This window comes from Streptomyces sp. NPDC002835 (assembly GCF_053591995.1).
This window is the reverse complement of sequence record NZ_JBSFUW010000015.1, coordinates 86,170-99,677: the sequence shown is the minus strand read 5'-3', so window position 1 is coordinate 99,677 and position 13,508 is coordinate 86,170. Positions and strand designations below refer to the sequence as shown.

General features: G+C 71.6%; 16 protein-coding genes. 14 read left to right on the top strand and 2 right to left on the bottom strand.

The genetic code is table 11. The features are described 5' to 3' along the window. The first annotated feature begins 59 nt into the window (after positions 1 to 59). The 12 genes from ACWD01_RS18585 (at position 60) to ACWD01_RS18530 (ending at position 8,664) form a co-directional block, all read left to right on the top strand. The gene (locus tag ACWD01_RS18585; protein WP_451163060.1) at positions 60 to 221 is read left to right on the top strand and encodes a hypothetical protein; all 162 of its coding nucleotides are present in this window, start codon (positions 60 to 62) and stop codon (positions 219 to 221) included. After that, on the top strand, positions 211 to 414 hold the full coding sequence (locus tag ACWD01_RS18580; protein ID WP_451163058.1) for a DUF6257 family protein: 204 nt from the start codon (positions 211 to 213) through the stop codon (positions 412 to 414). The genes ACWD01_RS18585 and ACWD01_RS18580 overlap by 11 nt, the downstream gene beginning before the upstream one ends. 91 nt (positions 415 to 505) lie before the next feature. After that, a complete protein-coding gene (locus ACWD01_RS18575; RefSeq protein ID WP_451163056.1) occupies positions 506 to 2,587 on the top strand; it encodes a cell division protein FtsK in 2,082 nt (693 codons plus the stop codon). A gap of 151 nt (positions 2,588 to 2,738) precedes the next feature. Further along, positions 2,739 to 2,987 (top strand): hypothetical protein, encoded by a 249-nt coding sequence (locus ACWD01_RS18570; protein WP_451163055.1) that lies wholly within the window; start codon positions 2,739 to 2,741, stop codon positions 2,985 to 2,987. Between the two features lie 21 nt (positions 2,988 to 3,008). Beyond that, complete coding sequence (locus ACWD01_RS18565; RefSeq protein ID WP_451163053.1) at positions 3,009 to 3,197, top strand: hypothetical protein; 189 nt, start codon at positions 3,009 to 3,011, stop codon at positions 3,195 to 3,197. Next, the gene (locus tag ACWD01_RS18560) at positions 3,197 to 3,355 is read left to right on the top strand and encodes a hypothetical protein (protein ID WP_451163051.1); all 159 of its coding nucleotides are present in this window, start codon (positions 3,197 to 3,199) and stop codon (positions 3,353 to 3,355) included. The genes ACWD01_RS18565 and ACWD01_RS18560 overlap by 1 nt, the downstream gene beginning before the upstream one ends. Before the next feature lie 85 nt (positions 3,356 to 3,440). Then, positions 3,441 to 4,529 (top strand): DNA cytosine methyltransferase, encoded by a 1,089-nt coding sequence (locus ACWD01_RS18555; protein ID WP_451163049.1) that lies wholly within the window; start codon positions 3,441 to 3,443, stop codon positions 4,527 to 4,529. Then, positions 4,526 to 5,416: a bifunctional DNA primase/polymerase gene (locus ACWD01_RS18550; RefSeq protein WP_451163047.1), complete on the top strand. Its 891-nt coding sequence runs from the start codon at positions 4,526 to 4,528 to the stop codon at positions 5,414 to 5,416. The genes ACWD01_RS18555 and ACWD01_RS18550 overlap by 4 nt, the downstream gene beginning before the upstream one ends. Then, positions 5,413 to 5,784, top strand: coding sequence for a hypothetical protein (locus ACWD01_RS18545; RefSeq protein ID WP_451163045.1), 372 nt, complete (start codon positions 5,413 to 5,415; stop codon positions 5,782 to 5,784). The genes ACWD01_RS18550 and ACWD01_RS18545 overlap by 4 nt, the downstream gene beginning before the upstream one ends. Then, positions 5,781 to 6,989, top strand: a complete 1,209-nt coding sequence (locus ACWD01_RS18540; RefSeq protein ID WP_451163043.1) for a DUF3631 domain-containing protein — start codon at positions 5,781 to 5,783, stop codon at positions 6,987 to 6,989. The genes ACWD01_RS18545 and ACWD01_RS18540 overlap by 4 nt, the downstream gene beginning before the upstream one ends. 193 nt (positions 6,990 to 7,182) lie before the next feature. Next, positions 7,183 to 7,398 carry a helix-turn-helix domain-containing protein gene (locus ACWD01_RS18535; RefSeq protein ID WP_451163041.1) on the top strand — a complete coding sequence of 72 codons (216 nt, stop codon included), beginning with the start codon at positions 7,183 to 7,185 and terminating at the stop codon, positions 7,396 to 7,398. 69 nt (positions 7,399 to 7,467) lie between these two features. Beyond that, positions 7,468 to 8,664 (top strand): site-specific integrase, encoded by a 1,197-nt coding sequence (locus ACWD01_RS18530; RefSeq protein WP_451163039.1) that lies wholly within the window; start codon positions 7,468 to 7,470, stop codon positions 8,662 to 8,664. A 125-nt stretch (positions 8,665 to 8,789) separates the two neighbouring features. Here the strand turns inward: ACWD01_RS18530 and ACWD01_RS18525 are convergent, their stop codons facing one another. After that, positions 8,790 to 10,877 carry a phage holin family protein gene (locus tag ACWD01_RS18525; RefSeq protein ID WP_451163037.1) on the bottom strand — a complete coding sequence of 696 codons (2,088 nt, stop codon included), beginning with the start codon at positions 10,875 to 10,877 and terminating at the stop codon, positions 8,790 to 8,792. A 127-nt stretch (positions 10,878 to 11,004) separates the two neighbouring features. Between ACWD01_RS18525 and ACWD01_RS18520 the strand changes: the two genes are divergently transcribed. Then, positions 11,005 to 11,787: an MBL fold metallo-hydrolase gene (locus ACWD01_RS18520; RefSeq protein ID WP_451163035.1), complete on the top strand. Its 783-nt coding sequence runs from the start codon at positions 11,005 to 11,007 to the stop codon at positions 11,785 to 11,787. 38 nt (positions 11,788 to 11,825) lie between these two features. Then, positions 11,826 to 12,449 carry a DedA family protein gene (locus ACWD01_RS18515; protein ID WP_451163202.1) on the top strand — a complete coding sequence of 208 codons (624 nt, stop codon included), beginning with the start codon at positions 11,826 to 11,828 and terminating at the stop codon, positions 12,447 to 12,449. On the opposite strand, the gene ACWD01_RS18510 is transcribed toward ACWD01_RS18515, so the two are convergent. Beyond that, positions 12,429 to 13,472 carry an MBL fold metallo-hydrolase gene (locus tag ACWD01_RS18510; protein WP_451163033.1) on the bottom strand — a complete coding sequence of 348 codons (1,044 nt, stop codon included), beginning with the start codon at positions 13,470 to 13,472 and terminating at the stop codon, positions 12,429 to 12,431. The genes ACWD01_RS18515 and ACWD01_RS18510 overlap by 21 nt on opposite strands. Positions 13,473 to 13,508: the final 36 nt, after the last annotated feature.

Below are 13,508 nucleotides of genomic sequence, written 5' to 3'. Positions count from 1 at the left end.
CCACCACGGCGGGCAACGGGAGGGAGCCGGACAGTCCGGCCCGGACGGGAGAAACAACCGTGACCAGCAACGACTACCGCGAGCAGGCCGAGAAGCTGCTCACCGGCAGGGCGCCCGGCGACATGCCGCAGCGCGTTGTCGAGCAGGCGGCGGTGTGGGCGCAGCTCGCCACCGCGGCAGCCATCTCCGAGCAGGGTCAGGCGGTGCGTGATGGCGAGTAACCCGAAGCTCACCGCGGGCGAGACGGCCAAGCTCGTGTGGCTCACCGCTCGGATGGCCAAGCGTGGCATTGCGGATGACCCGGCGAACGGTGTCCGGGTCTCGCAGCGCGACTTGGAGCGCAAGTTCGACCGCGTGTTGGAGCAGGCCCGCGAGCGCGAGGAGCGCGACGCGAAGAAGAACGGGCGCAAGTAGCTGTGCCCCGGGGCGGTCGACAGCCGCCAAGCATCCCGGCCGCCCCGGGCCCTTCCCACCACCCCATTTCCGAGCAGCGGGAGAGACCAGCATGACCGACACCTCTTCGGCCGCGCACCTGCGGCCCGTACCCGACATCGACCACACCGACGACGTGCCGGCGGGGCCGGTGCCGGTCGACAACCCGACGCTGCCTGACCCGAAGGTCAGCATCGAGAAGCGCAAGCCGGTGCTCGCCGGATGGCTGACCAACCGGCGCGACTTCCTGGCCACCGCCCGCCACGCCGGGGCCAACCTCGGCTACTCCGCCCTCTTCCATGGGGCGCGGCTGCCCGTCTACGCGGGCCGCCTGGCCCTCATGTCCCCGCGCGGCGCCTGCCGGTTCATCGCCACCACCAACCGGTGGGTGTGGGACCGCGAGGCGGCCCCGCTGCGCGACTACGCGGTCCGCACCGAGGACGTCGAGGAGTACATGCGCCTCGCCCGTCTGCGTGCCGGGCGTATCCGGCTGCGCGGGCTCGTCACGCTGGTCGCGGCCGTGTTCGGGCTCGGGTTCGCCCTCTACCTGTACGTCCTGGCCCCGGCTTTCCTGTACGCGTTCGCCGCGGGCGGGGTGCTGCTGCTCGGACTGGGCGGACAGCAGCCCGACGCGCCCGTGGTCGGCCCGGCGGTGCTCAAGACCGAGGTGCAGAAGCTCACCGGCTCGATCGTGCTCCGGGGCCTGGACTCGATCGGCAACGCCAAGGTGTCCGCCGCCATCAAGAAGGGCGGCGACATGAACGGGCTGCGCTTCACCTCGGAGATCGTCCGGGACGGGCCCGGCTACCGCGCCGACCTCGATCTCCCCTACGGCGTCACGCCGGAGGACATCATGGAGGCCCGCAAGCCCCTCGCGTCCGGTCTGCGCCGCAAGGTCGGCTGCGTGTGGCCCTCCCCGGACCCGGAGCAGCACGAGGGACGGCTGGTCCTGTGGGTCGGTGACAAGCCGATGAACGAGACCACGAAACCGGCCTGGCCGCTGCTGAAGTCCGGGACGGTTGATCTGTTCCGGCCGGTGGTGTTCGGCAACGACCAGCGGATGCGGGACGTGTCCGTGACGCTGATGTTCGCGGCGATCGTGGTCGGCTCCATCCCCCGGATGGGCAAGACGTTCCTCATGCGGCTGCTGCTGCTCATCGCCGCTCTCGACCCGCGCTCGGAGGTGCACGCGTTCGACTTCAAGGGCACCGGCGACTTCGGGGCTCTGGAGCCGGTCTGCCACCGCTACCGCGCCGGTGAGGAGGACGACGACATTGAGTACGTCGTGGAAGCCCTGCGGGAGCTGAAAGAGGAACTGCGCAGGCGGGCGAAGGTCATCAAGTCCCTGCCGCGCACGCGGTGCCCGGAGTCGAAGGTCACCCCGGCCCTGGCCGGTGACAGGTCGCTGGGGCTGCATCCGATCGTGGTCGGGTTCGATGAGTGCCAGGTGCCGTTCGAGCATGAGGAGCACGGCAAGGAGATCGAGGCGATCTGCACCGACCTGGTCAAGCGCGGCCCCGCGCTTGGCATCGTCACGATGTTCGGCACCCAGCGCCCCGACGCGAAGTCCCTGCCCACCGGCATCTCCGCGAACGCGGTGCTGCGGTTCTGCCTCAAGGTCATGGGCCAGCCCGCCAACGACATGGTCCTCGGTACGTCGATGTACAAGTCGGGGTACCGGGCCACGATGTTCTCCCGGTCCGACCGGGGGATTTGCTGGATGGCCGGTGAGGGCGACGATCCGCGCATCGTCGCTTCCGCGTTCGTGGACGCGGTCGCCGCCGAGCGGATCGTCGCTCGCGCCCGTCAGGCGCGCGAGGCGTACGGGAACGTCACCGGCCACGCGATCGGTCAGGGCCCGGAGAAGACCGGCGCCGGGTCGGACGTCCTCGCGGACGTGCTCGCCGTCCTCGCTGCCGATGAGAAGTCCGTGTGGTGCGAGCGCATCGCGCAGCGTCTCGCCGCGGCGCAGCCCGAGACGTACGGCGGGTGGAAGGGCGAGAACGTCACCGCCGCGCTCAAGCCCTGGGGCATCAAGCCCGGCCAGGTCTGGGGCCAGACCGACGACGGCAAGGGCGCGAACCGGCGCGGCATCGACCGGTCCGACATCACCGCCGCCATCACTCGCCGTGACGCCGACCGGGCCGCCGCCTGAGCCGAGCAGCGCTGCTAGACCTAGCACCCGCGACTGCTAGGTCTAGCAGCCCCGCTAGCACCCCATAGGGCCTGTGATCAGGCAACTAGCGTCTAGCGGCCCACCTGCGAAAACCCCCGGAAACCGCCCTGAGAGGGGAGGTGAACCCCCTGTGGCCCTCGCTAGCCTCGCCGTCCTGCTGATCCTCGCCGGTTACGCAGCGTTGTGCGCGCTCAGCCCCTTCGCGCCCTGCCGCAAGTGCGCCGGCACCGGCATCCGACAGGCCCGCCGCACCGTCAAGCCGTGCCGCCGCTGCTGTGGCCGGCGCTACCGGCTGCGGATCGGCCGCCGCCTGCTCAACACCGGCCGCGACATCCAAGACTCCGGCACCCGACCCCACCGACCCACCGTCCGCCCCTGACCCGGAACGGAGGTCTACGGCATGGCCGTGACCGTCTCCCTCGTCCTGCTCTTCGGCCTGGTGCTCGTCTTCCTGCTCCGCTCCCACAGTCTCAGCGCCGGAGCCGCGTTCACCGCCGCCGGGTTCGGCTTCTTCCTCGCCTCCACCGGCGCCGCCGAACCCATCAACAACCTGGCCAACGCCGTCATCAACGCCATCCCGAACATCTGATGTCGAGCCCGTTCGAGATCCGCATCATCTACGCCCCTGGCGACGCTGACCGCATCACGGCCGCGCTCGCCCGGACGTTCACCACCGGCCCCGTCCGGGCCTACCCGACGCGCGACAGGCGGAAGGTCCGGCTCTACATCACCGCCACCGCCCGCTGACGAACGCCGAGAGCGGCCCCCACTCACGCCAATGACTGGGGCCGCTCTCGTCTGCCAGTACTCACGAGAACTGGAGACATCCAGCATGACTCAACCGACACCCATCCGGCGAGAGGCCGGTGCGTCACCTCGCGTGGTGGCGCTGTGCGCCGGCTATGGCGGCCTGGAAGCCGCTTTACGGTCCGGACTGGGCGGCCTGGTCGCCGCCTATGCGGAGAACGACCCGTATGCGGCGGCCGTGTTCGCCGCCCGTCATCCCGGGGTGCCGAACCTCGGGGACATCACTGCCGTGGACTGGGAACGGGTCCGTGACCTGTACCGGCCGGACGTCATCGGCGCGGGCTTCCCGTGCCGCAACATCTCCAACGCTGGACGAAGGGACGGAATCGGTGGCCAGTGGTCTCGGGTCTGGAAGAACGTCGCTACGGCTGTGGGCGTCCTTCGACCGCGTCTCGTGTTCCTGGAAAACGTGGCGGCGCTCCGCTCGCGGGGGCTGGACGTCGTCGCCGCGGACCTGGCCGCGCTCGGGTATGACGTCCGGTGGACATGTCTACGAGCTGGTGACCCCGAAGTCGGCGCCCCGCACACCCGGGACCGCTGGTTCGCCGTCGCCCATCCCGCTGATGCCGACCCCCACCACCTCGGACGGCACTGGCGGCCCCGGCACCAGCCCGAAGCGCAAAGGCGGGATGAACCTGCGCACCATGGTCACGCGACTGCCCGCACCGCCGGAAACCTGACCCTGCTGCCCACGCCGGCTGCGCGGGACTGGAAGTCCGGCGCCTCCAACCTGTTGGGCCGCAACTCCCGACCGTTGAACGAGGTCGTGGTCAACCTGCTGCCCGGCCGGGCCGTGCATCGCGACGAGCGGTGGGTGGCCGTGGACGGCACCGACTACGGGCCCGCCATCCACCGCTGGGAGCAGGCGACCGGACGGCCCGCGCCGTGCCCGACCGAACCCGGCACCCGCGGCAACCGCCGCCTGTCCCCGGCCTTCGCCGAATGGCTCATGGGCCTGCCGGCCGGCTGGGTCACCGCCGTGCCCGACATCCCCCGCAAGGAACAACTCAAGATCCTCGGCAACGGCATCGTCCCCCAACAGGCCCACCACGCCTACGGACTCCTCCTCGGAGCCACCATCCCCGCTTCCCTGGAATGGAGGACCGCCGCATGACCACCAACCTGTTGTCCGCCGCCCTGGACGCCGCCGCCCGCGGCTGGCCCGTCCTGCCGCTGCGGCCCGGCGGCAAACGCCCCGCCCTGCACGGCGAGAGCGCCTGCACCCGCACCGGCCCGTGTGCCGGCGGACACGTGAAGTGGGAGCAGCGCGCCACCACCGACCCCGACCGCATCCACGCTGCCTGGTCCACGGGCGCGTTCAACGTCGGCATCGCCACCGGCCCCGCCGGTCTGCTCGTGATCGACCTCGACAAGCCCAAGACCAACAGCAATGCGGACACGCCTTGCGGCGTGACGACCTTCAAGGCGCTCTGCGAGCGCACCGGACAGGCCGTGCCCACCACCCGCACGGTGCGGACTGCGGGCAGCGGGGTGCATCTGTACTTCATCGCCCCGGCCGGGGCGCGGCTGGTGAACAGTGCGGGCACGCTCGCGCCGCTGGTCGACACCCGCGCGCACGGTGGCTACGTCGTCGCCCCCGGCAGCGTGACGCGTGCCGGAACGTACGACGTGGTGGACGACCGGCCGCCCGCCCCGCTCCCGGAATGGCTGTACGCCCGCCTGACGGTCCGTCAGACTCCGCGGGCACTAACGGCTGCACCGGTCGCGTCCCGGTCCTCTCGCTGCGCCACAGCAGCGTTGAACGCCGAAATCGCCGCCGTGGCCACCGCGAGTGAGGGCGGACGGAACGCCCGGCTGCTCGCCGGGGCCCGCGCGGTGGGGCGGTTCGTCGCGTGGGGCGAGATCCCGCGCACTGTGGTTGAAGAGGCTTTTCAGGGGGCGGGCGAGGCTGCCGGACTCCCGCCGGCCGAGTGCCGCGCCACCATCCGCTCCGCGCTCAACTGGTCCATCCGCACCGCCCGACCCAGGGCGGCGGCATGAGCGAGCAGCCGCATCCCCCGGCCCTGAAAAGCCTCACCGCCCCCACCGGCCAGGCACAGGCGGCCGAACAACCGGTCATCATCACCGGCATCATGCCCGGCCTGCACATCCGCATGGCCCTGCGCCCACCGGTCGCGGACTGGCTCTGCCGCTGCGGACACCACGAACGCGCCATCGGTCGCGCCGCCGTCATCGAACTCACGACACGGGTCCGCGTCTGGCACTGCCCGCACGCCGCCGACGAACAGACCACCCCCACGAGCGAGGGCGCGAAAGTCGCCGCCCGCCAGGGCGTCCGCTCTGCTCTTCGTCCTGACCCGCACCCGACCACTACCGCCGGACCGGCGGACAGGAGGACCGCCGCATGACCGCCACCAACGCCACGGCGCCCGCCATCGACGGGGCCGCACTGCTGCGCGAGGTGGAAGCCTTCCACCGCCGGTTCAACGTCTTCCCGCGGGAAGCCGCCTACGTGGCCGTGGCGTTGTGGGACGCGCACGCGCACCTGCTCGACTCCTTCGACTCCACACCCCGCGTGGCGTTCCTGTCCCCGGAGCCCGGCTCCGGGAAGTCGCGGGCACTGGAAGTAGTCGAGACCCTCGTGCCGCGCCCCATGCTCGCCGTGAACGCCCGTGCCGCCGCTCTGTTCCGGTCCGTCTCCGACCCGGCGGGGCGGCCCACGATCCTCTTCGACGAGATCGACACCGTCTTCGGCCCGAAGGCCGGGGACAACGAGGAACTGCGCGGCTTCCTGAACGCCGGACACCGCCGCTCCGGGGTCACCTACCGGTGCATCGGCGACGGGGGCAATCAGACCGTGGTGGAGTTCCCCTCCTACACCGCCGTAGCCGTCGCCGGACTCGGCTACCTGCCCGACACCATCACCACCCGCTCGATCATCATCCGTATGCGCCGACGCGCGAGGAACGAGACGGTGGAGCCGTTCAGGGCCCGGCTGCACGAAGCCGAGGGCAACGCCCTGCGAGACCGCCTCGCCCAGTGGGCCGACACCGTCCGCGAGGACATCGCCGGACGCTGGCCCGAGATGCCCGAGGGCGTCACCGACCGCCCGGCGGACGTGTGGGAACCGCTGCTCGCCGTAGCCGACGCCGCCGGGGGCGACTGGCCCGAGCGGGCCCGCGCCGCGTGCGTCGAACTCGTCAACGCCGCCCGCGCCGACGACAAGGGCTCTCTCGGCATTCGGCTGCTCACCGACCTGCGCGACCACGTCATGACCGGTATCGATCGCCTGCCCACCGTCGCCGTGCTGGACCGGCTGTGCGCGCTGGACGAAGCGCCGTGGGCGGACATGGGCGGCCGGCCGCTCGACTCCCGGGGCCTGGCCAAGATGCTCGGGGAGTACATGACCAGCGACAACACCCCGATCAAGGCGCGGAACATCAAGACCGCCGGGACCGTGCTCAAGGGCTACTACGCCCTGGATCTCCACGACGCCTGGCAGCGCTACTGCCCCCCTCCCCCCTCAGGGGCCGCTACCTCCGCTACCTCCGCTACCTCGCAGGTCAGCGGCCTGGAAACGGTAGCGGAAGGGCTGTTCCCGTCCGCTACCTGAGCGCTACCGCTACCGGCCCCGCGCCCCACTCGGGCCGGGGCCGGTAGCGGATCCATCCGCTACCGCTACCCCCATCCGCTACCGCGATCATGCCCCTGACCAGGGCGGTAGCGGAGGTAGCGGAAGTAGCGGACCTGACAGGAAAGGGGGCTGTGCCCCCGAACGGCCCGCGCCACGAAGGAGAGTCAGCCACATGGACACGGCCCCTGCCGCCTCCACACCGCAGCGCCGCCTACACCGCGTAGAAGCCGCCGCGGAGGCGCTCGGCGTGAAGCGTTCAACCGCCTACGAGGAGATCCGCCTTGGGCGGCTCCGCACGGTCCGAGTCGGTCGTCGTCGCCTCGTACCCACGGAGTACATCGAGGAGTACGTGCAACTGCTGAAGCAGGAGGCGGAAAGCGCCAATTGATCTCGTCCGAACTACTGGAGCCGCACCCCAAGGGGTGCGGCTCCAGTCATCTGAGAGGCACAGGAACCGATGACGACGGATACCGCCGATCGCCGTGCCAAGGCTGGCAACGGCGAGGATTCCATCTATTGGGACAAGTCTAAGAATCGCTATGTCGGGGCAGTTTCTTTGGGCTACACACCGGACGGCAAGCGTCGGCGGCCGAAGGTGTACGGAAAGACCAAGACCGAGGTACGCAGCAAACTCCGTGAGCTCAAGAAGGAACTGGACGCCGGTGTCAGAACTTCGAGTTCGTACACCATCGAGCAGGTGGTGAACGACTGGCTCGTACGGGGCCTGCGGGGCAGAGATACCGCCAGCATCAAGGCCTATCGCAGCTTGGCCAAGAATCACGTCATTCCTGACCTCGGCAAGGCAAAGTTGCGCGAGCTGGACCCGGACGACGTTGACGAATGGTTGGAAGCAAAGTCCGAGGAGCTGGCACACGAGACGTTGAAGCGGATCCGATCCATTCTGCGGCGCTCGATCGCCATGGCGCAGCGGCGGGGTGCCGTCCTGCGCAACGTCGCTGAGCTTACGGAGCTCCCCGAGGGCAAGGCCGGGCGACCGAGTAAGTCCCTGACGCTGGACCAGGCGGAAGCTGTCCTCCGTGCGAAGCAGGGGACATGGATTCACGCCTACGTCGTTCTGGCGCTTCTCGTAGGGGTACGGACGGAGGAAGAACGGCCCCTCACCTGGACCCACGTTCACATCGACGCTCAGAACGGTGCGAAACCGCACGTTGATGTGTGGCGGTCAGTCCGAAAGAAGGGGGAGACAAAGACCCGCCTGAGTCGCCGTTCATTGGCCATGCCGCAACAGGCTGCATCCGTGCTGGCGGATCATCGAAGGCGACAGCAGGAGGCCTACCAAGCCGCCGGCGTCCAGTGGGGCCCTGCTGGCCTCGTCTTCCCTAATCCGGATGGCACCGAGCGGAGTTCCAAGAATGTACTCAGCAACTTTCGGGGCCTGCTCAAAGAGGCAGGATTCGATGCCCCGATGGAATGGACCACTCGGGAACTGCGAACGAGTTTCGTCTCCTTGATGTCCGATCACGGCATCCCCATTGAGGTCATTGCCCGAGTCGTCGGCCACAGCGGCACAGCAGTGACAGAACGCGTCTACCGCAAGCAACTTCGCCCGGTCATCACGGACGGAGCTGAAGCCATGGAACACATCTTCAAGTCCGACGAGTCGCCGTCCACCGACGTCGCGGCCAATGCCTGATTCGGGGCACCGTGGCTCCCCTTATGGCTCCCCCTGCCTGATACGCATCGCTGCATCTGCCGCTTGACCAGGCCGAACACCATGCAGGCAGGGGGAATCTGGGTTACGCGTGAGGTAATGCCGCCTCAGCGGCTCGCCTCGTCTTCCGGCCGGGGAACCTTCGCCGGTCCGACCGGCGCCGGCGGCCCCTCGCTCTCCCGCAGCCAGCGCCGCAGCACCCGGTGCACCTGTTCCGCCCCGATCAGCTCGTCGTCGGGACCCGTGGGCGGCGAGAGCTCCAGGGGCGACAGCAGGAACGCCTGCGACTGCTCGCCGCCGAGGCCGCCGTGCGAGCCGATCTGCTCCTCGAAGGCGTGCACCACGCCGGTCCCCGGGTCGTGCATCGAGTTGACCATGATGTCGGCGACGTGCGGGAACGAGTCGGTGCGCCGCACCGCGTCGGCCGCGCCAGGACCGAAGCCGGCGAGCGGCCCGTCGTCGTCCTTCAGCGCGTCGACGGGCACCTCGGCGCCGTCGGCGGCCAGCACCACCGAGCCGTGCTCCTCGCTGCGCACCAGCAGGAAGCCGACGCCGGGGTGGTTGGCCAGCGTGCCGAGCAGCGCCGGGTGGCGGCGCCCGATCTCCTCGCGGCTCATCCGGTACGGCACGTCGGGGAACGAGATCAGCGCCAGGTTCCCCGAGGCCAGCACGATCGGGTCGGAGCCCGACGCCGGCCGTTCCTCCTCGCCGTCGCCGGCCGGCTGCCGGTGCAGCGCCGTCAGCAGGGCGTCGCGGGCCGCGTCCCTGGCCTCCGCGCCGCTCTTGGAGTGCTCCGCCCGCCGCGACACCGGCAGCCCGCACCCGGCGCGCACCAGGTCCTTCAGGGTCAGCCCGTACGCCGCCTCGAAGGTCTCCCCCGGGCTCTGGCCGTGGTCGGAGAGGAGCACGATCCGGTACGGGCGCGGCGCGTGGTCGGCGACCTTGGCGATCAGCGCGATCGAGCGGTCCAGCCGCTCCAGCACGGCCTGCGCGTCCGCGCTGTGCGGCCCGGAGTGGTGCGCCACCTCGTCGTAGGCGACCAGGTCGGCGTAGACGGCCCGGCGTCCGGCGAGCATGTCCCCCATCACCGCGGCGACCACCACATCGCGCTCGACGACCGTCGCGAACGCCCGGATGAACGGGTAGAGACCGCCGCGGCCGACCCTCGGCGTGTCCCCGCGGAGCCTGGCGCGGGTCGACTGCCCGATCTCCCTGCCCACCTCCGCGACGAACGACAGCGCGGTGCGGACGGCGTTGGCCGGGTCGGAGAAGTACGCGAAGTAGCCCGCCCGGGAGCGGTTGCCCCGGCCGCGTCTGGCCGCCATCGACAGCACCAGGGCGAGCTGGCCGGCGCCGCCGCTGAAGAGGTTGCCCCGGCTCGCGCCGTCCACCGCCAGCAGCCCGCGGTCGCCGGTGCGCGCGACGGCCCGCCGCTGCAGTTCCGCGGCGCTCGCCGGACGGTTGCTGACCACGATCCGGCGGGTGTCCTTCTCGTACCAGCGGAAGGCGGGCACGTCGTGGTTGGAGCCGTGCAGGATGCCGAGCTGGCTCGCGCCGGTCTGGCTGGACCAGTCGGTGCGCCAGGAGGTGAGCCGGTGCGTGGCGCCCGTCCAGCTCGCGACGGTCGGCATCACCCCGCTGTCGGCGGCGGCGCGCAGCACCTCGTAGCCGACGCCGTCGAGCTGCAGGAAGACCGTGCCGGGCGAGCCGGAACGGTCGTGGGCGGCCTGCCAGCGGCCGCGGCGGTGGGCGAGCCGGGAGAGCCTCCTGCGGTAGGCGTTGTCGTCGCGGACGGCGAGCGCGGTGGAGGTGGCGGAGGCGACCGCCGACATCACGGCGGCGACCACGACCGCGGTCTCGGCGTCCGCCGTGCCGCGGCCGTCGGGGATCAGCCACAGGGCGATCAGCAGCAGCGACCCGTTGAGGAAGAACACCAGCAGGCCGAGCACCAGGGCCGGTACGAGCAGCAGGGCCCTTACGACCACGGGCCACACCAGGCCGGTGAGCAGACCGAACGCCCCGGCGCCCCAGGCCGCGGTGATCCCGGTCCGGGTGATGCTGTCGCCGTCCCCCGACTGGAGCCGGAAGTCCGGCAGCAGCGCGGCCAGCGCGAGCATCGTCAGCGTGGAGACCCCCCACACGACGGCCACGCGCACCAGCGCGCTCCCGGCCCGGCGCCATCGCCTTTCGACCACGCCTCGTTCACCTCGTCTCTGAGCCGGTCTCCAGCGTGGCACAGCGCCGGACCCGTCCGACCCCGGCCCGTCCGACCCTCCCGTTAGGCTCGTACGCACGGGGAGATCCACAGCGAGGAGGCGTCGCGTGCCGGTGGAGGTCACCTGGTGGGGTCATGCCACCTGCACGATCGAGGACGCCGGGGTACGGGTGCTGACCGACCCGCTGTTCGTGCGGCGCCTGGCCCATCTGCGGCGGCGCCGCGGTGAACTGCCGCCCCGGCAGGCGGCCGTCGCCGACGCCGTCCTCGTCTCCCATCTGCACTCCGACCATCTGCACCTGGCGTCGCTGGCCCGGCTGGCGCCCGGCACCCGGCTGGTCGTGCCGCGCGGCGCGGCCCGTGCGGTGCCGGGGCTCGGCCGGCTGGTGCGCACGGCGGGGCTGCTCGTCACCGAGGTCGCGCCGGGCGACGAGGTGCGGGTGCGCGACGTGCGCGTGCGGGCCGTGCCCGCGGAGCACGACGGGCGGCGGCTGCCGCTCGGACCGCACCGCTCGCCCGCCCTCGGCTTCGTCGTCAGCGGCGAGTCGCACACGTATTTCGCGGGCGACACCGGGCTGTTCGACTCGATGGCCGACGAGGTCGGCCCCGTCGACATGGCGCTGCTGCCGGTCGGCGGCTGGGGGCCGTATCTGGGCCACGGTCATCTGGACGCGGGCCGCGCGGCACAGGCGGTGGCCCGGCTCTCGCCGCGGGCGGCCGTGCCGGTGCACTACGGCACGTACTGGCCGATCGGGATGGACGCGATCAGGCCGCACGAGTTCTACGCGCCCGGCGACGAGTTCGTGCGCAAGGCGGCGCAGCTGGCGCCGAAGGTGACGGTGCACCGGCTCGGGCACTGCGAGCGGACCGGGCCGGAGGACGCCCGGTGAGCGCACCGGGGGCCGAGGCGCTCGGCCGGCTGTCCGAGATGGTGAGCGGGCTCCCCCCGGAGTCCACCCAGCAGGCCGTGGGCTATCCGTCCCTGTTCCTGCTGGTGGCGCTCGGCGCGCTGGTGCCGGTGGTGCCGACCGGCGCGGTGGTCAGTTCCGCCACGGTGGTGGCCCTCCACCAGACGAGCCCGCTGTCGTTGCTGTTCGTCTTCCTCGTCGCGTCCGCGGCCGCGTTCGCCGGTGATGTGACGCTCTACTGGCTGGGGCGGCGCGGGATCCGGTCCAGGAACGGTTCGCGCTGGCTCGCCGCGCTGCGCGAACGCGCCGCGCCGGACCGGCTCGCCCGGGCGCAGCGGGGGCTCGACGAGCACGGGGTGACGGTGCTGGTGCTGTCCCGGCTGGTGCCCGCCGGGCGGGTGCCGATCATGCTGGCGTGCCTGCTGGCCCGGATGCCGCTGCGCCGCTTCGTCCGGGGCGATGTCCCCGCGTGCCTGGCATGGGCGGCGACGTACGGGCTGATCGGCGTCCTGGGCGGGGCGCTGTTCGCCGAGCCGTGGCAGGGCGTCGTCGCGGCGGTCGTGCTGACGGTGGTCATCAGCGGCGGGCCGGCGCTGTGGCGCAGGTTCCGCCCGGCGCGCGGCTCAGACGGTCAGCACGCGTGAGCCGCCGACCGGCAGGTCCCACAGTTCGTGGCGCGGCCGGCCGGTGCGTTCCCAGGCGGCCAGCAGCCGCCGCAGCGGCTCCATCACGGGCTCCGCGGAGAGCACGAACGTCGCCCAGTGCATCGGCGCCATGTTCCGCGCCCCGAGGTCGGTGAAGGCGCGCACGGCCTCCTCCGGGTCGGTGTGCACGTCGCTGAGCCACCAGCGGGGGGCGTACGCGCCGATGGGGAGCAGGGCGAGGTCGAGGCCGGGGTGGCGGCGGCCGATCTCGCCGAACCAGTGGCCGTAGCCGGTGTCGCCCGCGAAGTACACCGAAGGGCCGCCGGTGCCCGTACCGGTCGCGGTGAGCACCCAGCCGCCCCACAGGCTCCGGCAGGTGTCGAGCAGGGTCCGCTTCGACCAGTGGTGTGCGGGGACGAAGTCGAACCGTACGCCGCCGAGTTCGGCCCCCTCCCACCAGTCGAGTTCGGTGACGTGCGTGAAACGGCGGCGGCGGAACCAGCGCCCCAGGCCCGCCGGGACGAAGAGCGGTGTCCGGCGGGGCAGCCGCCGCAGGGTGGGGGCGTCCAGATGGTCGAAGTGGTTGTGGCTGATGACCACAGCGTCTACGGGCGGCAGTTCCTCCCAGCGGACGCCGACGGGGGTGATCCGTACGGGCGTGCCGAGGATGCGACGCGACCAGACGGGGTCGGTCAGCACGGTCAGTCCGCCGATGCGCAGGATCCAGCTCGCGTGCCCGGCCCAGGTGACCGCGAGGGTCCGCTCGTCGACCGCGGGCAGCGGTCCCGGTTCGAACGGCAGCGCCGGGATGTCCCGCAGCCCGTCCGGGCCGGGGCGCACCGCGCCCTCCGTGGCGAGCCTGGCCATGGCGCGCACACCGGGGAGCGGGGCGGTCAGCCGGTCGGCGAAGGACACGGGCCAGGTGCGCTGCTCGTACAGGGGTCGGGTACAAGGCCGTGGCCGCGGGGGGCGTGCCACTGCCGGTGCGGGGTGCTCCGCCGGTCGCTCCGTCTGTTCCGCCATCGGGGTCTCCGATCAACGCCGGTCCGGGTCCTTCAG